The organism is Aliiruegeria sabulilitoris, assembly GCF_001558155.1.
Taxonomy (GTDB): Bacteria; Pseudomonadota; Alphaproteobacteria; order Rhodobacterales; family Rhodobacteraceae; genus Tropicimonas; species Tropicimonas sabulilitoris.
Map to the genome: position 1 here is coordinate 44,289 of NZ_LOAS01000029.1, position 20,949 is coordinate 65,237.

The 20,949-nt window shown below is 59.8% G+C and carries 17 protein-coding genes and 5 pseudogenes; 18 read left to right on the top strand and 4 right to left on the bottom strand.

The genetic code is table 11. The annotated features are described in order from the left end of the window. The first annotated feature begins 4 nt into the window (after positions 1-4). Positions 5-433, top strand: a complete 429-nt coding sequence (locus AX756_RS20650) for a hypothetical protein (RefSeq protein WP_068316496.1) — start codon at positions 5-7, stop codon at positions 431-433. 29 nt (positions 434-462) lie between these two features. Beyond that, positions 463-1,308: a rhamnulose-1-phosphate aldolase gene (gene rhaD, locus AX756_RS20655; protein WP_068316497.1), complete on the top strand. Its 846-nt coding sequence runs from the start codon at positions 463-465 to the stop codon at positions 1,306-1,308. A gap of 71 nt (positions 1,309-1,379) precedes the next feature. Here rhaD and AX756_RS26460 read toward each other — a convergent pair. Together AX756_RS26460 and AX756_RS20660 are read right to left on the bottom strand one after the other, a co-directional pair. Next, positions 1,380-1,682 (bottom strand): annotated as a pseudogene (locus AX756_RS26460) (IS6 family transposase); the annotation flags it as partial. Between the two features lie 52 nt (positions 1,683-1,734). Beyond that, the gene (locus AX756_RS20660; RefSeq protein ID WP_068316498.1) at positions 1,735-2,751 is read right to left on the bottom strand and encodes an AraC family transcriptional regulator; all 1,017 of its coding nucleotides are present in this window, start codon (positions 2,749-2,751) and stop codon (positions 1,735-1,737) included. A gap of 191 nt (positions 2,752-2,942) precedes the next feature. On the opposite strand from AX756_RS20660, the gene AX756_RS20665 reads away from it, so the two are divergent. From AX756_RS20665 to AX756_RS20690, 6 genes are all read left to right on the top strand, one after another. Continuing rightward, entirely contained in the window at positions 2,943-4,343 is a 1,401-nt protein-coding gene (locus AX756_RS20665) for a metal-dependent hydrolase family protein (protein ID WP_068316501.1), read from the top strand. Between the two features lie 74 nt (positions 4,344-4,417). Further along, positions 4,418-5,761 (top strand): metal-dependent hydrolase family protein, encoded by a 1,344-nt coding sequence (locus AX756_RS20670; protein ID WP_082739230.1) that lies wholly within the window; start codon positions 4,418-4,420, stop codon positions 5,759-5,761. Positions 5,762-5,766: 5 nt separating this feature from the next. Continuing rightward, positions 5,767-8,130 (top strand): zinc-dependent metalloprotease, encoded by a 2,364-nt coding sequence (locus AX756_RS20675; protein WP_068316502.1) that lies wholly within the window; start codon positions 5,767-5,769, stop codon positions 8,128-8,130. Between the two features lie 170 nt (positions 8,131-8,300). Next, complete coding sequence (locus AX756_RS20680) at positions 8,301-8,702, top strand: GYD domain-containing protein (RefSeq protein ID WP_068316503.1); 402 nt, start codon at positions 8,301-8,303, stop codon at positions 8,700-8,702. Positions 8,703-8,781: 79 nt separating this feature from the next. Next, entirely contained in the window at positions 8,782-9,147 is a 366-nt protein-coding gene (locus AX756_RS20685) for a DoxX family protein (RefSeq protein WP_068316511.1), read from the top strand. 41 nt (positions 9,148-9,188) lie between these two features. Further along, on the top strand, positions 9,189-10,442 hold the full coding sequence (locus AX756_RS20690) for a carbohydrate porin (RefSeq protein ID WP_068316513.1): 1,254 nt from the start codon (positions 9,189-9,191) through the stop codon (positions 10,440-10,442). Between the two features lie 870 nt (positions 10,443-11,312). Here AX756_RS20690 and AX756_RS20695 read toward each other — a convergent pair. After that, positions 11,313-11,528 (bottom strand): annotated as a pseudogene (locus AX756_RS20695) (IS6 family transposase); the annotation flags it as partial. A gap of 396 nt (positions 11,529-11,924) precedes the next feature. Between AX756_RS20695 and AX756_RS20700 the strand changes: the two are divergent. The 3 genes and pseudogenes from AX756_RS20700 (at position 11,925) to AX756_RS20710 (ending at position 14,747) form a co-directional block, all read left to right on the top strand. After that, positions 11,925-13,186, top strand: a pseudogene (locus tag AX756_RS20700) (IS256 family transposase). Between the two features lie 215 nt (positions 13,187-13,401). Further along, positions 13,402-14,076, top strand: a complete 675-nt coding sequence (locus AX756_RS20705) for a dienelactone hydrolase family protein (protein WP_231701125.1) — start codon at positions 13,402-13,404, stop codon at positions 14,074-14,076. Between the two features lie 134 nt (positions 14,077-14,210). Continuing rightward, a complete protein-coding gene (locus tag AX756_RS20710) occupies positions 14,211-14,747 on the top strand; it encodes a histidine phosphatase family protein (protein ID WP_068316516.1) in 537 nt (178 codons plus the stop codon). A 102-nt stretch (positions 14,748-14,849) separates the two neighbouring features. On the opposite strand, the gene AX756_RS20715 is transcribed toward AX756_RS20710, so the two are convergent. Continuing rightward, on the bottom strand, positions 14,850-15,557 hold the full coding sequence (locus tag AX756_RS20715; RefSeq protein WP_068316557.1) for a DUF1194 domain-containing protein: 708 nt from the start codon (positions 15,555-15,557) through the stop codon (positions 14,850-14,852). Between the two features lie 225 nt (positions 15,558-15,782). Here AX756_RS20715 and AX756_RS20720 point away from each other — a divergent pair, with 225 nt between their 5' ends. The 7 genes and pseudogenes from AX756_RS20720 to AX756_RS26465 all read left to right on the top strand — a co-directional run. Next, positions 15,783-16,271 (top strand): peptidase associated/transthyretin-like domain-containing protein, encoded by a 489-nt coding sequence (locus tag AX756_RS20720; RefSeq protein WP_068316519.1) that lies wholly within the window; start codon positions 15,783-15,785, stop codon positions 16,269-16,271. Positions 16,272-16,289: 18 nt separating this feature from the next. After that, entirely contained in the window at positions 16,290-16,901 is a 612-nt protein-coding gene (locus tag AX756_RS20725) for a ferric reductase-like transmembrane domain-containing protein (RefSeq protein WP_068316524.1), read from the top strand. Between the two features lie 400 nt (positions 16,902-17,301). After that, positions 17,302-17,484: pseudogene (locus AX756_RS26890) on the top strand (CDGSH iron-sulfur domain-containing protein); the annotation flags it as partial. Positions 17,485-17,586: 102 nt separating this feature from the next. Next, positions 17,587-18,804, top strand: coding sequence for an FMN-binding glutamate synthase family protein (locus AX756_RS20730; RefSeq protein WP_438938417.1), 1,218 nt, complete (start codon positions 17,587-17,589; stop codon positions 18,802-18,804). Positions 18,805-18,888: 84 nt separating this feature from the next. Then, positions 18,889-19,755: pseudogene (locus AX756_RS25205) on the top strand (integrase core domain-containing protein). A 205-nt stretch (positions 19,756-19,960) separates the two neighbouring features. Further along, a complete protein-coding gene (locus AX756_RS20740; protein ID WP_068316559.1) occupies positions 19,961-20,569 on the top strand; it encodes an HdeD family acid-resistance protein in 609 nt (202 codons plus the stop codon). A 174-nt stretch (positions 20,570-20,743) separates the two neighbouring features. Continuing rightward, the coding region (locus AX756_RS26465; protein ID WP_231701126.1) for a hypothetical protein at positions 20,744-20,949 on the top strand (206 nt) is incomplete at its 3' end.

The following is a 20,949-nucleotide window of genomic DNA, read 5'->3' on the forward strand; positions in this document are numbered from 1 at the left end:
GGCAATGCCGCTCACGCTCTCGCTCAACACCAACCGTCTGGTGTTGAGCTTTTCCAAACCAACGGACCTGATCGTATCCGTGGCCCGCGGGGTCCGATTGCGCGATCTTCAGCTTGCACATGAATTCATCAACCCGAGCTGGCCGGCGGCTCTCACGCGCGGGCTGACGCGGGAGATGGATCGTGCGTGCCGGGCGACGGGCGTTCGCGCGACCAGCGGCATGACCGGCCGCTATGGCCGCTTGAACCATTTCGGCCACCCCGTCGGCACGCAATTCGTGTTTTCTACCCATCGCGATTTCGACGACGCCGCGCGGCGCGAGGAACGGACCTGTATCTCCATTGATTGCTGGTACGAGGTCGCCGACGTCACCGAGAGCGTGGCCTTCTGTGCACCCCATATCGACAGTGGCGCGGATCGGCTGGCAGCCTGATCCGGGGCCAACACAAGAAAGGTCCCGCAATGACGGAGTTTTCCCAGATCAACGGTATTGTCGAAGCCGCTGCCCCCATTCTCCGGCTCTGCTGGGAGATGGGATGGAACGAGGCGAATGGCGGCAATTTCAGCTGGCGGCTCTCTCCGGAGGAGTTCGATGGCGATTTGCGGCGACTGTTGTCCCAAGCAGCGCAATCGGACATGGAGCTGCAACATCCGCAGCCGGAACTGGATGGCGAGTATTTCCTGGTGACCGGTTCGGGCCAGTTCTTCCGTCGGGCGCGGAGCCATTCCGACGAGGTCTTCGGGATCGTCCGGATCGTGGAAGGGGGGCACGTCTGCCGGACACTCTGGGGGTATTCCGCTGGCGGCAGGCCTACATCCGAGCTGGCAACCCATCTCGCGGCTCATGTCGTCAGAAGGGAGCGCTCCGGCGGGCGCGAAAGGGTCGTGTTGCATTGCCACGTCCCCGAATTCATCGCACTCAGCTTCCTCCTGAAGCTTGATTCCGACACGCTGACGCTAGCGCTCTGGCAGATGATGCCCGAATGCTTCCTTGTTTTTCCCGACGGAATCCGCGTGGTGCCCCCCATGCTTCCAGGCAGCACCGAGATCGCTGATGCCTCCGCCAAGGCGTTGGAGGAAAGCCGGGTCATTTCCTGGGCGCATCACGGGATATTCGTTTCCGAAGCGGACCCGGAAGCCGCGTTTGCCCTGGTGGAAACCGTCGAGAAGGCCAGCGGCATCTATCGCAAGATCCTGTCTGCGGGTGGCACAGCCGCCAAGATGGACATGTCCATGTTAAAGGAGCTTGCAGACAAGCTGGGGCCCGGTCTGGTTGTTGCCCCGAACTTTCCAAGGTTACTTTCATAACTGCATCGGAACAATCGATCGGAGTTGGCTTTGATGACGGGTTGGGTCGCCCCTCCCGACGACACTTGTGTGCCAGAGTGATCCGGATTGATCAGGAGGAACTGGCTCTTCCCGAATATCTCGCCCAGATGCCATCGCCATTGCGGCCAAGAGCGCAATCGCCCGGCGCGTTTCTGGCGGGCCTTCGAAGCAACCATCGGGCCAAACCGATGCCACCATAAGCGGACGGCTTCATGACCGACATCGATGCCGCGTTCGTGCACAAGATCCTCGACGTTCCGCAACGGGAGGGGGAACCGCACGTAAATCATCACCGCGAGGCGAGTGATTTCACGGCTGGTCTTCAAGTATTTGAACGGGTCGCTTTTCGACATCCGAGGACGCCACTCACCCCCCTGCCCGGTCGCAAGCCAGCTCCCTTTGACATCACCCCGAAGACCCTTTCTTGCGCCAATCTTTCGGGGACATGCCGAAATTCCGAGTGAAGGCTCGGGTGAGCGCCGAGGTTTCGGACAAGCCGACCAATTGGGCAATTTCCTTGATCGAATGATCGGACTTGGTGAGCAACTCCGAGGCCCGTTCCATCCGAAGCCGGTTGATCACCTTGGACGCCGTTGTCCCGTAGGAGGACAAGCGCTTGTTAAGCACCTTGGTGGTGATGCTGCACATCCGGGCGGCCTCGCTCACCGTCAGTGCCGGATCGGACAGCCTTGATCGCACGAGGATTTCGAAGCCTTCGAGATAGTCCAGCGGCACATCGACCTGAACCGGTTCTTCGATATCATTGTCGTGGTTCGCGAGGAGTTCGGGGTTGATTGGAAACGACAACCAGACCGCCGGAAAACGGATCGAGAACCCCCTGTTGCTACACTTGATCCCACGCACGCCATGAAACTGCGCGGGCAGCAGGGCCGGGTCGCAGAGCCGCAGAACAACCTGTGCAGGATCCCATCTGAAGTCGAGAACGCGGTGCAGCAGGGAGATCCAGATCCCGACGAGAAAGGCGTCCGAATGGCCCGGCGACACCTCGGGTTCGAAATTGCGCCTGGTGGTGAAGTAAGCATGATCCTCCTCGATCAGGAGCCGGAAGGACACCGCGTTGCTTTCCTTCGACACGATCTGTGTGAACCGGGTGAAGAAATCACCAAGGGTCACCGACTGGCCGAGGAGCGCCCCACGGGGCAGGAATTTTAACAGGTCTGTCTGTTGCCCTGCCAGGGCACAGATATCCGGCCGGGTGACATCGGCGATGGAGGCCAGCGCCGCATAAACCGTGTCATGCGGAATGAAGGCGGCCGGGTTCAGGACCTGCTCTTCGCTCAAGCCATGCAACCCAAGCGCGAAGACGGGGTCCGCATCGAACCGCCGCATCATCGCCACGACGGGGCCGAGAACCGTGGCGCGCACGAGGGACAAACCGTCTTTCTGCTCTCCTTGCGGCATCCGCGTCACCCTTTCGCTTTCCGCCACGCTATGAGGCGCAGCACCCGATGGCCAAGTGGAAATTGACTGAAATTGACCGGATCAGGTCCGAAAAACGCACTGCGGGATCAGCGGGTCAAAAGAATCTCGGGGCACATGTGCATAGTGGGACGACCGGTCCGCAGGAAGACCGACCCTTGGGAGGACATTGAATGACATCACTCAACCTGAAGGCGTTGCTGCCGGCCGCGTTTGCCGCAGCATCGTTCTCTACCATAGCGATCGCACAGGACGATGCGCTGCCGCAGACCCTGTTCACCAACGTTCATGTCTTTGACGGCGTGAACGAGGCGCGGATCGAAAACGCCAGCGTTCTGGTCGAAGGCAACCTGATCAAGGAAGTCTCGACCGAGTCCATTGATGCGCCAAACGCAACCATGATCGATGGTGGCGGGCGCACGCTGATGCCCGGGCTGATCGATGGTCACACCCATTTCTTTTTCGCCGTGAATGGCGGTGTCGGGGCTGCTGAACAGATGCATTGGCAGTATCTCGGTGCAATGGGGACCTATGCGGCCAAGGAACACCTCCATAACGGTTTCACGACCGTGCGTGAGGCCGGTGGCGGCGCCGTCGGACCAGGCCTGAAACAAGCGATCGATGAAGGTTACTTGGAGGGGCCGAGAATTTACCCGTCAGGGGCCTGGATCGGGCAGACATCCGGTCACCAAGATTTTGTCACCTACGGCCAGTTCGATCAGACCGAAAATAATCTTTATCGGCTGGGCTTTTCGATCAATGCCGATGGCGCGGACGAGGTAACGGCAGCCGTGCGCAAGAACCTGTCCCTTGGCGCGTCCCAGATCAAGATCATGGTCTCTGGAGGCGTGTCATCGGTGAAAGATCCACTTCACTCTTCGCAGATGACCGAGGCGGAGATCCGCGCGGCAGTCGACGCGGCGGCGGCGTGGGACACCTATGTCATGACCCATGTCTACAACGATTCCGACATCAAGCGGGCGCTGGAGTATGGGGTCAAATCGATTGAACACGGGCAGTTCATGACCGACGAGACCGCCAAGCTCGCCATCGAAAAGGGAGCGTTCATCGTCTCCAATCTCGCCGGATCGACGGAGGGGATCCTCCAGCATCCTGCATATTCGGTGGAAGGCTCGCCCGTCCTTGTGAAGACGAAGCAATTTCTTGCAGGGGCTTCCAATTTCAAGACGGTGGTGAACGACAACCCCGATCTCAAGATGGTCTTCCAGACCGATCTGGTGTTCACCCTTGGGCACGATCTGCGCCGCGGGATCGACTTCGAGAAGTGGGTGTTGACCGACTACCTTGGAAACCTGCGGGCGCTACGGGCCATGACCTCGACCGCCGGCGAGTTGATGGCCCTCAGCGGCAAGCAGAACCCTTACCCGGGCAAGCTCGGTGTGATCGAGGAAGGCGCTTATGCCGATATCCTGGTCGTTGACGGAAACCCGCTCGAAGACATTACCGTGATCGGAGCGAACCCCGAATGGATTACCGCGCCGGACCGCGAGGAGATCGCAACAATGCGCGTCATCATGAAGGACGGCGTGATCTACAAGAACACGCTGAACTGAGGCGGACGCGGGGCGGTCTCCCTCGTCCGTCCCGCGCTCCGACCTGATCCACTTCACTCACCAATGGAGCCAAAATGAAACACGCACTCGCAGCCGCCTTGTGGCTGGCCGGCAGCTCTCTCGCGCTTGCCCAGGACGAGAGCTTCCCGATCCTCTTTACCAATGTCCATGTCTTCGACGGCGTGAACGAACAGCGCATCGAAAACGCAAACGTCCTGGTGCAGGACAACCTGATCGTCGAGGTCTCGGCCGAGCCCCTCGCGGTCGCCAACGCCCGGATCATCGATGGCGGCGGACGCACGCACATGCCGGGTCTGATCGACGCCCATGTTCACATGGCGATCACCGAGCCGATTGCGGATCTCAGGGACAATTTCGACTGGATGTACTGGGGCGCGACGTCCACGGTCGAGGCGGAAAAGATGCTATTGCGCGGCTTCACCTCCGTACGCGATGCGGGTGGTCCGGCGATGGGGCTTCAGAAAGCCATCGACCGGGGCAAGGCCGTGGGTCCGCGCATCTATCCGTCCGGCCCGGTGATCTCGCAGACCTCCGGGCATGGCGAGCACAGGCACTACACGGAACCCCACCCGAATTTCCAAGGCGCCTCGCCCTCCTTCTTCAACCAGCATCTCGAGTTCCTGGCCGATGGAGTCCCGGAAGTCCTGCGCGCGACGCGGGAAGCGCTACGGCTGGGCGCGTCGCAGATCAAGGTGATGGCCGGTGGGGGCGTCTCCTCCAGTGTGGACCCACTTCACACCGTGCAGTACCTGCCTGAAGAGCTGGAAGCGGCGGTCAAGGCGGCAGCGGATTATGGCACCTACGTTCTGGTCCATGTCTACAATGACGAGAGCATTCTGCGGTCCATCGAAGCCGGCGTCCTGAGCATCGACCATGCGCAATTGATGACCGAGGTGTCCGCGCAGGCGATCAAGGACGCGGATGTCTGGGTCGTGCCATATTACTCCCTTCTGGGTCTGGACGAGGAGACCGTCATCAAGGTTCTCGGCCCGCTCTCCGCCCCGAAATTCCTTGAGGTGCAGGCCGGGGCTCGAAACCAGATGAAGCTCCTGAAGGAGTTCGGGATCGAAAAGGTCGTCTTTTCAACCGACATCATCGGTGATCCTGCGGCGCTTACGAAGCAGAACGACGAGTTCAAGTATCGCCTGGAGGAATGGTCCTCCTATGAAGTGCTCTTGCAGGCGACCTCCAAGGCCGGCGAGTTGCTCGCATTGTCTGGCAAGCTGAACCCCTATCCCGAAGGGCCACTCGGCGTGATCGCAGAGGGCGCCTATGCCGACATTCTGTTGGTCGATGGAAACCCGGTCGAGGATGCGATGATCATGACCGACTACGAGAACAATTTCGACCTGATCATGAAGGACGGCGTGATCTACAAGAACACGCTTGGGGAGTAATCAAGATGATGCGCTATGCTCTTCTGCTGTCTCTCTTTGGCCTTGCAACACAAACTGCGTCAGCAGACGTCCAGTTGAGTTGTTCAATTGGCGCGTCGGACGCATTTTTGCCGCTTCACACAGACAATGATACAGGGCGCGTTCTGCTGGAAATCCGAGACCTCTCCTCGGAGGCGCTGTACTTTCCTTACGGCGCAAGTTCACCTGCTGCGATGGATGTTTTCCTCGCAGGGTCCGTCGCAGGCGGGGGGTCTTTGGGATTGGACGAAGATTTCTGGGGGTACAAAGCCGGGCGTGTCAGATTCGAGCGCGTGGGACAACAGGTGGCATTGGAACTGCGCAACCGGCGGTTCCGGGACAACAGGAATGACCCGCTCTTTGGCCAGTTGCTGGAAGAACAGCTATCCACTTCGATACTGGCGATGCTGCCCATTGTTCATGCCACAGAAGAGTGTCTTCTCGTTGATACTGCGCCGCTTGCTGCCTTGGATACGGGCGGGCATGCACTGCAAGCAAAGATCGGCGGTGGGCAGACAGTCGCTCTCGATCCGGCGCGCAGTTTCGTGGACTTAACGAATTCCGAAGCTCAGGTTGACCACACAGAAGTTCAAACGGTTCTCACCTTTGCAAATCCGGCGCCGAATGCAGATTTGAACAGAGCCATCCCGGACGCCAAGTCCATGTCAATTCGTGTGCGTCACGTCTTCGTGCGCCCCCCTGACGGGATGCGCCCGCGCGTTGGGCATCCATTGATCGCCTCGGGAAACTTTGGTGCGATCAGCGTGAATTACGGCACAATCGGTATCGCCTACTTTGATACTGCTGCGGCGGTTTCCGAACCACGTCGTGTCCATCTGGTAAATCGCTTTCGACTGGAGAAGAGCGATCCGTCGGCCGAATTGAGTGACCCCATCGATCCGATCATGGTCTACCTCGATCCACGTATCCCCGAGCCATACATGAGCGCGATCAAAGAGGCCGCGCTTGAATGGGGCAGCGCCTTCGAAGTGGCCGGATACAGCAATGCCATTCGTGTCGCAGTCGCAGATGAGAGCGTCGACCCGCTCGATATTCGCACGAATTACGTGTTCTGGTCGGAGGACCTGAAGCGGTCGGTGTCGCAGGGCGAAACCTTCCTCGATCCGGAAACTGGTGAAATCCTGTCCTTCAAGGTACGGATCGATTCTCATCGACCACGCTATCACGCAAACATGTGGGCGATGATGCGCAGCGCAATCGACCCGGACAATCCGGGTGAGATTACACCGTCACAAGAAGACTATGCAGCTTACCGCATTCGCATGTTGTCGCTTCACGAAATCGGGCATGGTCTCGGGTTTGGTCACAACATGAGCGCGTCGGTCGTCAATCAATCCTCCATTATGGACTATGTCATGGCGCCGCGCTTTGACATTACAGATGTCGGCAAACTCAGCTTTGCGGACTGGCACACACGCGGGATCGGGCCTTATGACCTTGCCATGATCCGATACCTCTACACTCCGTTTGCCGAGGCAGAGGAAACAGCGGGGCTTTCCGAAATAATCGAGGACATTAAGGCGCAAGGCCTGATCCTGACGACGGAGGCTGACGCACGCTGGAATGAGTATGATGACTTCGCGGACCCGGTGGAGCAGCTTGATGCCCACATTGCGCAACGAGACATCCTCTTGGCGAGCTTCGGTGAGATGTCGGTGAATGAGGGCGACTACTACGGACGGCTCCGAGACAACGTCCAGTTTGCCTATTTCTATCATCGCTCCGCATTGGATCGCGGCATCAAGAACGTTGGTGGTTTCCATGAGGAATTCACGGCTCGCGGCGAAGATGGCGTGCCATTTACCTACGTTGATGCCGAGACGCAGCGCGCAGTGCTTGACCGGCTAATGGCCGCCTTGCAGCCCAAAGCCTTGGCCATGTCGCCTGAACTTGTAGCATTGATAGGCCCGCAACCAGAGCGGAGCCCACCCAGCACAGACGAAATCATGGGCAGGTCGGGCAAGTCGATAGACACGCTATCGGCGGCTCGATCATTGGTCGCATCTGTGGTCGGTCCCTTGTTCGCTCCCGACCGGGCCCAACGTCTCATGATCCAGCATACGCTTGATGAAACACAACTGAGTCTGGCTGAAACCATAGACGTGCTCGTCGCCTCCCTCATTGCAGTAGCACCGCCCGAGGATGATGCACTGGCTCTCTTGCAGGCAATTGCGGCAGACGAAGCTACGACAGCTTTGATCGCTCTTTCTGCAAGTGAAAGTGCAAGCCCCGAGGTTCGCAGATTGGTGGCGAGCAAACTAACGGAACATGAGATATCCGGCGAAACAGCTTCTTCAGCCTTGCCGCGACCAAAAGCGCCGGCGAACTAAGGTCATGACTCCCAAACAGAATATGACGGTGGCCGCGATGCAGATGGCGGCGAGGAACAATTCGCAACGGAAACTGTGGGATCTGCCCATCCGGGAAATGGGGAGCCTCGGCCATCACCCGACTTGCCCAACAGAGTCTCTTGAATGAACCAACAAGAAACGGCGACACGATGAACAGGTTCCTCCTTTCGACATCCCTCTGCGCCTCTGCGACAGTTGCGGCGGCGCAGGACACGAACGACATGCGCACCTTCCTGTTCATCGGCGCATCCAACAGCGCCGCCTGGGAGATGCAGATCGCCAATCCCGGGGACCGCGCGGCCTCGGTGAAAGGCGGGATCGAGGCGCTCGGTGGCGAGCTTCTGAGCTACTACTGGGGGCTGGGGAACGGGAAGAACTACATCACCGTCGCTCTGCCGGACGACGCGACCTTCATCCAGGCCTTCTATGTCAGCCGCCTCGGCGACGGGTTGCTGGAGGAGTACCAGATGATCGAGTTGATGAGCAGCGCCGACATGGCCGAAGCCCTCGCGCGGGTGCCGGAGATCAAGGCACAGGACGATTTGAAATAGCCGCGATCCGGGCGCGGACCGAAACACCGGAGGACAACCAGATGACCTTTTACGCTGTTCATGCCGGCAAGAGCAGTCCATGCAGTTGATCGCCATTGGCCTGCTGTCCGCGTTTTTCCTGTTTGCCAGTTCGATCAAGATCCTTGGCTGGCAGAAGTTCATCTTCGAGACGCAACTGGCGATGTTCGTCAAATACGGGCTGAACCGTCAGATCATGGCGCTTGTCGGGGTCGTCGAGCTGTTCGGGGCCGTGGCGATCTGGTTTCAAGGCAGCTTGCTCGGGCCGCTCGGGGCTGCGGCCCTTCTGGGCACATCGCTCGGCGCAATCGGCTGCCACCTGATCTGGGACAGGTGGAAAGACGGTGTGCCTGCCATGATCACCGCCACGTTGTCGGCCTTCGTTCTCTGGTCGGGTCGGGATGTGGTTCTGGCGACACTTGCATGAGCAGGTCGAAGAAAAACCAAAAGCAAAAAGAGAGAATTTATATGGGACAGGCAAGGCTCCTCGGTACGGTCATCTTTGCTGGCTTCTGTGTCTCAACCGGAGCCATCGCGCAGGATAGCGGATCCCTGGCACCGCTTGAGGCGGCCGCAACGGCTTCTCTCGGCGGCCCGGCCTCCACGCAGGCCCAACTGGAACAAGACCGGGTTCGGCGGTTGCAGGCCTCTCGCTGGCCGGGGCTGGATGCCGCATTGGACCCCTTGGAAGCGTCACGGCAGAGCTTTGCCGAACGCACCGGCCTGAACCTCTCTTTCGACTACCAGGCCTATTATCAGTCCGCGACCGAGGGCTTGACCGATATCGACGAGGCGGCCTTGGGCCAGGCACGCATTCTGGGCCAGTGGACGCTGCTCAACCGAGGCGGCGAGAATCCCGGGCAACTGGTCTTCACCCTGGAGAACCGCCACCTGCTTGGCACAGACATCGCGCCTGGAGGGCTTGCCGGAGAGATCGGCTATGCGGGCGTCACCGCAACGACTTTCAGTGACACCGACACGACCCTCTCCGTCGCCTACTGGTCCCAGACGCTCGCCGGCGGGAAGGCCGGTTTCGTCGCGGGACGGATCGATCCGGGAGACTACTCGGACATCCTCGGCTACGTGAACCCGCGCACCACCTTTTCCAACTTCTCGATCCTGTTCAGCCCGGTCCTTCCGATACCCGACCCCGGTTTCGGAATCGCAGGCGGCGGCTACCTGACCGATCAGATCTATGCCCTTGGCGTTCTGTCGGACGCGAACGGCTCGCTAACGGACGTCGAGTGGTTCCCCGGCGGCTCCGAGTTCTACAAATACGCCGAGATCGGATGGACACCCGAACGCTCGAAACGCTTTTTGACCAACGTGCACCTCGGCGTCTTTCACGTCGACGAACGCACAGAGACAGGCGTGCCGGAGAGCTACGGGGCGATCCTGTCCGCCAACCATACGATCAACGAGGAACTCATGATCTACGGGCGCCTCGGCTGGTCGGAAGGCGACGCACCAATTGCCCGGCGCGCGGCCAATGCCGGGTTTATGTGGCGGCCGGGCCTCTATGACGACCTCTTCGGGTTTGGCGCGACCGTTGCGGACCCGGTGGATGAAACGCTCGACACCCAGACCACGATGGAAGCCTTCTACCGGTTGGACCTGTCGGACAATGTCGCCCTGACGGCGGATGTCCAGCACATGATCAACCCGGGGTTCAACGATCAGGACCCAACCGTGTTTGGACTTAGGCTGCGGATCAATCTTTGATCCACCATTCCAACCGCCGGGGCGTTGCCGTTTCCGGAAAAGCTCGCCAGTTCCTGTCGACGGAGAGGCAGGTCTTCAGGCCGCGATGAGGCCTGCCTGGATGCCGTAGTCTGCGGCTTTATGAACAGAAGACTGCGTCTTCAGCGTATGTAGCTCAACGTTCTGGTTTGCTGTGACCTCGAAAGTCGCCCTTCCCGGTGAGTCACCCAGGAGTCCGCTCAGGGCCGTTCGCGTACGTTCGGTCGAGCAGTTCGGATGGCCGATGAGCACGCCCGCCGAACCACGCAACTCCCTGACACGAAATTGATTTCTTCGTACCTTTTTGCGCAAAGGGGCTGAAACGCTTGACGCTGCCCTGCAGGCGGCGGCGTGACTGGCGATTTCGGCGGCTTGAAAGAGCAGGTTCCGTCTTTCTTCGATCTGGCGCGTTCGGCATTTTACCGTCGCAGCAGAGGGAGCGCCCACTCTTCGCCGTCGGTGATCTCTGCGCGATACAGGTTCTGGCTCGCCTGCCCCTCTCGATCTCGCCTGACAGCGGTGCGTTCGGGGCTTGGCAGATGTGAGCGTTTTGGGAAACCGCAGCCCTTGCGGCTTGCCTGGTCTAAACGGCACTCCATGCCTCACCACCGCATGTTCGCGGTTGCACCGAGGACCCATTCAATGGTGCAACGCTTGTCTCGGACGAGCCGTCGATTTTAAAACAGTTTAGCTCCAATTGTTAACCTATTGATATCGATTCTATCGTTTTCTTCTATGCATCGTCGCCCTTCGTATCGCCGTCATCTTTCATATCTTCGACGTTGACCTGCTCGCCGATCGGTCCTGCGGTCATGGCGGTGATGCGCGTGGTCAGCGATTTGCGGATCCGTGCCAGGGGTAGTGGCGCTCACCGTTGATCTTCACGAACATCTCGTCGAGGAGCGATTGCCATTGCGGCCCAGAACGCAACCGCTCGGCGCGTTTCTTACGGATCTTGGAGGCGAACATCGGGCCGAACCGCTGCCCCCAGAGACGAACAGCTTCGTGGTTGATGTCGATCCCGCGCTCGTGCAGCAGGTCCTCAACGTTGCGAAGCGAGAGCGGAAACCACCAACACACGAACAGGTGCCTGGGTTCGATCCATGCTGGAATAGAAGCCAACGCGGCTCGCAACCGTGGCCGTCGCAAACAAGACTGCCGGCACCGCATGAGCGTTGTTTGTCAAGGGAGTTACCTACACGGCCGCACCCAGCAAAGATCGCCATCTGCTCAAATCAACCCTTGCGCAAACGCAGCCATACTCACATTACACCGCCCCGGACCGACTGGCTGGTGGGCGTTGCGCCGAACCGCAGACAAGCGCGATCCAAGAGCCAAATTCAGTTAGTGTCCTCGCACGTGGTGTAATTTCTGCGCCTTCGACGGTGTAATCCCGGGTGGCCACGGAGGAGTATGGTCGGGTGAAGTTTCGACGCTTCAACCACGAACCACACGGAGACCCCGATGACCAAGACCAACATGGACCTTTCTGAGCTCCTGGCAAAGCAGGATGGCGGCGACTTTCTCAGGTCCGTCGCCGAGGCCGTTCTTCAGCTGATCATGGAGGCCGATGTCGAGGGCCTGATCGGAGCTGGCAAGCACGAACGGGTCGATCAGCGCACAACCTGGCGAAACGGGTATCGAGAGCGCGCTCTCGATACCCGTATGGGCACGCTCAATCTCAAGGTGCCGAAGCTGCGACAGGGCAGCTACTTTCCCGGCTTTCTGGAGCCGCGCAAGACGTCCGAGAAGGCGCTCGTGGCCGTGATCCAGGAAGCGTGGATCGGCGGCGTCTCAACCCGACGTGTCGACGAACTGGCGCAGGCCATGGGCCTTTCCGGCATCTCCAAGAGCACCGTGTCGAAGCTGTGCAAAGACATTGATGAGCGGGTGAACGAGTTTCTCAACCGCCCACTCACCGGCGAATGGCCCTATGTCTGGCTGGACGCCACCTATCTCAAAGTCCGACAGGGCGGTCGGATCGTCTCCGTCGCAGCCAACACGGATGGGCGACGCGAGATCATTGGCCTGGAACTGGGTCCCTCGGAGGGGGAGACCTTCTGGATGGACTTCCTTCGTGGCCTCAAGGCCCGTGGTCTTGACGGCACCAAGCTGGTCATCAGCGACGCCCACAGCGGCCTCAGGGCGGCCATCGAGCGGGTCTTCGAGGCAACTTGGCAGCGGTGCCGTGTTCATTGGATGCGCAACGCTCTCGCCCATGCCTCGCGCGGCCAGCGCACGGTGGTCGCCGCACTCGCCATTGGGCTCGAACCAATGGCGCCTCCAATGGCTCGTTCCGCTAGGCTTTCGACCAGCCAGACCGCACATCCGCAGGAGAAACCTGGCGCCGCGTCGCCGATCAGCTCCGCTCAAGATGGCCGAAACTTGCGGATCTCATGGAGCAAGCCATTGTCCGCCATTGGTCCGAGGATAATGGCGCGCGCGAGCACGACGTGTTGGCCTACATGGCATTCCCTCGCCAGCATCGGACCAAGCTGCACAGCACCAACCCCATAGAAGGTTTGAACAAGGAAGTGAAGCGGCGAGCTGACGTGGTCGGGATCTTCCCCAGCGAGGCGTCCATCATCCGGCTCATCGGCGCCATGCTGTTCGAGCAGAACGACGAATGGCAGACCGCAAGCCGTTACATGATGGTAGAGGTGTTCGCCCAGATCGACCACGAGGAGATGGACCCCATTCTCAGCATAACAACCCAAGCCGCCTGATCATGAACTCAGGCCAGCTGGGAAATTACACCAGCTTGACGGACGTGACCCGAATTCACCCGCGAGACCTTGCCGAGGCCGGCAATTGCGCCATTTCAATGAAAGCGTGTTTAGGCACCGAACGTTGAAACAATTGGAAATCTGGAGGATCCATGCGGTTCGCATCAATTTTAGTGGTATCGATGTTGGCGGCGACGTCCGCGTTGGCGGAGGACGTGGCTTACACCGTCCGTGGCGAAAGTTTCACAGGCTACTGGGCCGAGGCTGAGAACCCGAAGGGACTCGTCATAATCGTTCATGATTGGGACGGCATGACGGATTACGAGCGCAAGCGGGCAGATATGCTGGCAGAGATGGGCTACAACGCATTCGCTCTCGACATGTTCGGGGATGGAACGCCGGCCGAAACCGTAGATCACCGGCGTGCCGCCACCGGAGCGCTGTATCAGGATCGAGATCGCATGCGCGCGCTTGTGCAGGCCGGTGTGGAGCAGGCGCAGGCGCGCTCGAGCGTCGATGACATAATCGTAAAGGGCTATTGCTTCGGGGGCGCCGTTGCTCTCGAAATGGCTCGCAGCGACATGGGTGACATGGCAAGTGGCTATGCAACCTTCCACGGCGGTCTCTCGACACCTGAGGGCCAGGCTTGGGATGGGGACGAACCGCCGGTTCTGGTGCTTCACGGCGGCGCTGACACATCCATCACGATGGAAGACGTTGCAACCTTTGCGACCGAGCTCGAGGCGGCTGGCAATACCTACACTATCGAGGTCTATTCGAACGCGCCGCACGCCTTTACCGTGTTTGGCTCCGATCGCTACCAGGAACGCGCGGACGCGGCGAGCTGGGAGACCTTCTCGGCGTTCCTCGACGAGCATTTCGCGAGCTGATCGAACTCCAATCGCATTCGCACCGCGCCGTGCTATGGTGCGGTGCGCCCGGAAACTGGGGTTTTTCCACTGATCTCATAGGTCGGGCCTCGGTACCGGATCCGGCAAGTCTTCAGTCACCGAAAGCTGAACCGATGAAAAGCTTATCGTTAATCCTGTTCCTCCTTCCCTGCTTCGCGCTTGCCAATGACTGGAGCGCGTTACAGGAAGATGGCGCCATTGCCGTTATGCGTCACGCACTCGCGCCGGGAACTGGCGACCCATCCGAATTCAGGCTTGAGGATTGCTCTACGCAGAGAAACCTGGATGAACGTGGCCGTGAGCAGGCCCGCAAAATTGGCGAAGCCTTCCGTGAGCGCGGGATCACGTTCGACACCGTTTTGTCGAGCCAATGGTGCCGCACCCGAGAGACAGCAGAACTCCTTGATGTTGGGCCTGTTGTGGAGGCACCCTCGCTGAACTCGTTCTTTCGAGACTATTCGACACGCGACAGCCAAACCCGTGCGACCTTCGACCTAATTGAAGGTACGGATGGCAAGTTGATGCTGGTGTCTCACCAGGTGAACATATCGGCCCTCGTCGGGCAGGCTACGCGATCCGGAGAAGTTCTGATTGTTCGTCTGAGAGACGGAGCACTCGCCGTCACGGGGCGCATCCTTGTCGAGCCTTGAGGCCACACGCAGGTTTGGCGTCGAGCCGGTCCGCATGAACCGAACAAGCCTGGTTGTTGCCCACCCTTCAGGCTGTTGGGTCGCATGGTTTGCTAATCGGTTTCAGCGGCCTGCAAACTGCCGGTCCGGAAGTCGTCCCGATATTTCCAACACCAGTTTTCGGCGGATGGCCTCGGCCAGATCGGCCTCGCTTTCGGCAGTCACGACAAAGGCGCCTGGCCCGCCAATGATGCGTTCCGCGTAAATCCCACCCAGGTCGGGGTAGCGTCTCGGTGTATCGCAAAACCGGCAGAGGATCGGCAGCCCGTTTATGATGATGCCCGAAGCCAGAACCTCGGCGCGAGCTGTCTCGATCGGGGGGCCGTTGAAATTGTTGGCGCTGTCGCCCGAGAAATCTATTACCTTCCGCCAGCCTTCGTGATCGTTGGTTTCGATCAGCCGCTTGCCGGTCAGAAGAGCTGAGCCGATTGCATTGCGCCCGAAGGCGCGGCGCGGCGGAAGCGGCAGTGCCTCGGCAAAGGCCGCGGCGCTTGTCTCGTCATCGATCACGGACCATGGAACCACGACGTCTTCCTCGCCGGCCGAAGCCCATTCGACGTAGGTGACAGCGATCCGCCCGTAAGCCGAAGTCTGGATGGCGGAAATGACCTGCGGGTGCGTAAGCGCCTCGGCATAGCCTTGCCGCTGGAAACGGATCTCCTCGGGGCTGATCGATCCCGAGGCATCGGCCAGCAAAACAAGCTCGACTGACACGTCCTCCGCAAGCACCGGGAAGGCCATGCAGCAGATCAAGGAAAGAATGCGGATCATTCCTGAACGATAGCGCAGCGCGTTATATGCGCAAATGGGTTTCGAAACACCGATAACAGAACGCGCGGCAGGCATTCGGTCCCGGGATCACAAAACATTGATGCGATTTTCCAACCATGCATCCAGCCGGAGCCGGAAATTGCGCCATATGTGCTATTAGGAATCCTAACTGAAGCCAGCCTTAGCGCTGGAAGCATGAGCACACGCTTGATTGGAGAGTTCTGAATGCCCGTCATTTCCTTGACCCGTCGTTCCCTTCTCGCCACCGGAAGCGCGGTTTTGGCGACCGGCATGTCCGGACGTCTCGTCCCCGCCCGCGCGCAGGGCCTTGCGCCGACGCCTTCGATGCGGGGCGGTTCCAACAACTATATTCCTGGCGCTCCGACAGTGGATCGGATTGGCGGAGGCGGATTCTGGATGACCGGCACGGTGCGCCGCGCGGGCGATGGCGCCCCGCTTGCCGGCCAAAGAATTCAGATCTGGGCGCACACGACCGAAGGGCACGAGCGTGACCCGCACAGTCATGGTGCCACGCTCACCGATGCGAAAGGGGAGTTTCGCCTCGAGATGCCGCAGATCGTGCCCGCGTTCGGTCAGCCGCATGGCCACCTTGCCTATGACGATGCAGAGTTCGAAACTGTCTTCCTGCGCCCCGTGATGCGCAATGCGAAAGATACCAGTCTGAGTGCACACTTCGTCCTTCAGCCCGCCTGACGGCGTGGGAGCAGACGAATGAGGCGGGTCCGCTCGATGCTGATCTGGTGTGCCCTTGCGACAGCCATAGCCGTGCCCATCGCCCTTGCGGCGGCAAGCCCGCTGATCGCTTGGCGCGATCCAGTTTACATCGCTGGCGGTTTCGCAGGGGTTATAGCGATGGGCCTCATCCTCCTTCAGCCATTGCTGGCCGGCGGCTACCTGCCCGGAATCTCCACGCTCGGGCGGCGACGCATGCATCGCTGGATTGGCGCATTGCTTGTCGCGGGAGTTCTTGTTCACGTTGCGGCCCTCTGGATCACCAGTCCACCGGACGTGTTGGATGCCCTTCTTTTCGCCTCGCCAACGCCGTTCTCCGCGTGGGGCGTGATCGCCATGTGGGCAATCTTTGCCACGGCGCTCCTGGCCGCTCTCCGCCGAAGGCTGCGCCTGCTTTGGCGCAAATGGCGCCTTGCCCATACGATATTCGCGACCGTAACCGTCATCGGGAGCGTGGTTCATGCCTTGCTGATCGAAGGGACGATGGAGACGGTCTCCAAAACTGTTCTCTGCGTACTTGTCATCGCGGTGACGACAAAGGCATTTGCCGACCTGCAGGTGTGGTCGACCCGAACGAAGGGAGGCTCGTGATGATGGAATCACAGCCAAATCCTTCGAACGTCCATTTGGCAAGGTTGTAGACGATTCTATAAGGTGAATTGGTTGGCAACGTCGTGCCGTTCATGCGTATTTCGCCGCCCCTCGGATTGCCGCAATTTGCTATCGCAGAAACGGTCAGGCAGGCGTCTGCCGTATGGCCGAACAAGCGAAGAGTGGCCGAGCCAGGTTATGGCCTCACTGAAGGCGACGGACGCCCGGCACGGGAACCTGCGCGTGAGCTGGCGCAAGCGAAGGGCTTCCCTAGCCGTATTATCGGACTAGGCTGTAGTAGAGACACGCCATCACGGAAGCCAACTCCCGATCATTTTCATACAGAAGGACGTAGCCCGATATGACCGAGGTCCCGATCATCGCAGCAAAATCTCCCGGAATGGTCGAACTTGAAGAGGGCAAGCGTTACACGTGGTGTCGCTGCGGGCGGTCGAAGAATCAGCCCTTCTGCGACGGATCTCACCGGGGCACCGGAATTGAGCCGATCAGTTTCACAGCCGAGAAGACAGGAAGGTCCGCACTTTGCCGGTGCAAGGCAAGCGCCACCGCGCCGTTTTGCGATGGAACTCACGCGCGACTTGGCGAGCTGTCCGTCGGGGATCCAACTCCAGAGCTGAAGGAATCCGGTGCGCCCAAGGCCGTCCCTACGCCCGAAGAACCTACGGTGGCACGCATCCACGAGCTTGCGAGGGACGGCTTGTCGAAACTGGGCCATCACGGCGAGGTGGGTGCCATGGGCGTGCCGCGCAAGGACCTGCCGCACTGGGACGATATCCAGATCCTGCCGGCTCAGATGGCCCGAAAGCCCCTTCTCGACGACCACAAGGTTGGCACCAGCGTCGTGATTGGTCCACGCGCCGCAAAACCCCTTCAACTCGATATACCGCTGTTTGTCTCCGACATGAGCTTTGGCGCCCTGTCGGAGGAGGCCAAGACAGCGCTCGCGCGCGGCGCCGAACTGGCCGGAACCGGAATCTGTTCAGGTGAAGGCGGCATGCTGCCTGAGGAGAAGGCGGAGAACAGCCGCTACTTCTACGAACTCGCCTCTGCCCGGTTCGGCTGGCGCCCCGAACTCGTGGAGGACGTCCAGGCCTTCCATTTCAAGGGCGGACAGGGGGCCAAGACCGGCACAGGTGGACATCTGCCCGGAGAAAAGGTTCAGGGGAAGATCGCCGAGGTGCGTGGACTTGAGCCCGGCCAGAGCGCGATCTCTCCCAGTACGTTCCCAGACCTCGTAACCCCGCAGGATTTCGCGAAACTCGCTGATGAAGTGCGAGAGCGCTCGGGTGGTATTCCGATCGGGTTCAAGCTCTCCGCAAATCACATCGAGGATGACATCGACTTTGCCCTCGAAGCCAGTGCCGACTACATCATCCTGGACGGGCGCGGTGGCGGAACAGGCGCGGCGCCGCTGATTTTCCGCGATCATATCTCCGTGCCGACGATTCCGGCGCTGGCGCGGGCAAGGCGACATCTGGATGCGAAGTCAGGTCGTGAGGTCACGCTTGTCGTCACAGGTGGGCTAAGGGTCGCCGAGGACTTTGTGAAGGCGCTTGCCCTGGGCGCCGATGCCGTAGCCGTGTCAAACGCGGCAATGCAGGCGGTCGGGTGCATAGCAGCCCGCATGTGCAACACCAACAACTGCCCCGTCGGCGTCGCGACCCAGAAACCGGAACTCAGGGCGCGGCTCGATGTCGAGGTAGGAGCGCAGAGGTTGGCGCGGTATTTCGGTGCGAGCGTCGATCTCATGAAAGTTCTGGCGAGGGCCTGTGGACATGGGGATCTATCGAATTTCAATGTCCAGGACATTACCACTTGGAACCGTGACATGGCGGCGTTGAGCGGCATTCGGTTTGCCGGTGTCGGTCAAGAGGCAAGTTAGGGTGCGTACAGCCACCAACCTTCTTAGTTGTTTGGTTCCACGGTTTGATGGTGTGATCCTTTCGCAGGGCTGGAAGGAAGCACTATGGGACAAGTTCGTCATGGCAGCGCCACGACCACGCGCGCCGTCAGAGCTGCACTACAGCGACCGCAAGCTTCGCTCTCGGAGCTGAGCCGGGAGTTCGGGATCAACCCCAAGACGGTCGCGAAGTGGCGCAAACGGGCGACGGCTGAGGATTGAAGACCGGCGCTAAGGAGCCGCGCTCAACGGTTCTGACCGAAGCGGAGGAGGCGATGATCGTCGCCTTTCGACGGCACTCACTGCTGCCCTTTGATGACTGTCTCTATGCCCTTCAGCCCTCGATCCCGCATCTGACGCGCTCGGCAATGCATAGGTGCCTGCAAAGACATGGCATCTCACGCCTGCCAGATGTCGAGGGCGACAAGCCGAAACGGCAGAAGTTCAAGCGGTACCCGATCGGCTTCTTCCACATCGACATCGCTGAGGTTCAGACGGCGAAGGGCAAGCTCTATCTTTTTGTGACCATAACCTACCAGAACCGCTTCATTCCCGACGTGCTACGGCATCCAGTTCGCCGAGCAGCCCCGGAACCGGAAAACAGCATATTCACGGCAGATGCGCTTCGACAAGATCCGCGAGGCGAATGGGATCAAACATCGCCTCACGAAGCCGAACCACCCTTGGACCAATGGTCAGGTCGAGCGAATGAACCGCACGATCAAAGATGCGACCGTCAAACGCTACCTTTACGAAAGCCTTGACCAACTGCGCACGAACCTCGCCGACTTCATGGCTGCTTATAACTTCGCGCGCAGGCTCAAGACACTCGGCGGCCTGACGCCCTACGAATACATCTGCAAAGTCTGGACATCAGAGCCCGACAGATTCATCGTCAATCCGATCCACCAGATGCCGGGACTGAACAACTAGGCGATCTGATCAGTTATCCAGGGACTGTGCAGGCGCAATGACGACGATCCCGACAGACCGCAGAGCCGCTTGAAGCGAATCGCTCGTGGTTATTGTTTGAAAACAGGAGTACCTCCGGTGCGCACCGGTCTTGGGAAACGCAGACATGAGCGGCAGCCCTCACCTCCAAGGCTGTGCGTCCGTATTACGCAAGGAAGAGATGGCCATGAAACCACATGAAACGCTGCACGCCGAGATCGTCGATGATGGCCAGACCCAGGCCCGCGCCATCCTGAGTGACCGATTGGCCGGGCTCTGGTGGACATTCGTATTACGTGGGAGCCTGGCCGGAATTGTTGGGATTGCGGCGCTGTTCTGGCCCGCCGGCAGTATCTCACTGCTCCTGCAACTCGTTGGTCTGCTGTTGCTGCTCGATGGCGGCCTTACACTTTTTGGCCTTGGGCGCAGAGGTGCCGCGGGTGGTGTCGGGATAAGCGCGATCCTGATCGGGCTGGTGCTGCTGATCTGGCCCGAAGGCACTGCGCGGATCACCTTTGTCCTGCTTGGAGCCTGGGCGCTCATAATTGGCATCGGATCCTTGATCACCTGGCGGCAAATGCCGGAATGGGATCCTGAGCGCACAACTGCCCGCAACGTGGGCATAGTGGCGCTGTTCATCGGATTGCTGCTGGTTTTCTGGCCCGGATCCGGGCTCGTCGCACTCGGCTGGGCTATCGCCTTTGCCGCACTTTCTGTCGCAGCCGTAATGTTCTGGTTGGCGTTGCGATTCAAGCGGGCAAACGAACGGCTCCGGATGCGTGCCGTCAACGGATAGCGCGGCCAGGATGGCCGCGAACTGAAACAGCAGGTCCGCGTCGAAGTGATCGGCGCGGTGTTCATGGTCGTGACTGGATCGGGTCTGCACTTTTCATTCGACTGGTTCGGCAGCTAGCGTCCACTCTTTCTTGCGGCAGCGGTCAACGAGTCGATCTGGGAGCATCTGAAGCTGGTGTTCTGGCCGCGCGTTTTGGTCCGCCCGCCGGATGATTTGATCCGCGTGGACGTGCCGGCCGCAAAGCTTATCAGCCTTTTGGCCACAGGGGCTCTGATCTTTTTGATCTTCACATCCGATTCGGCGATCCTCGGGCGCAATCTCTTGCAGCTCGATAGAGGTGGCTCGGTTTGTCTGAACGGTTTGGAGCCGTTTTCCAAGTG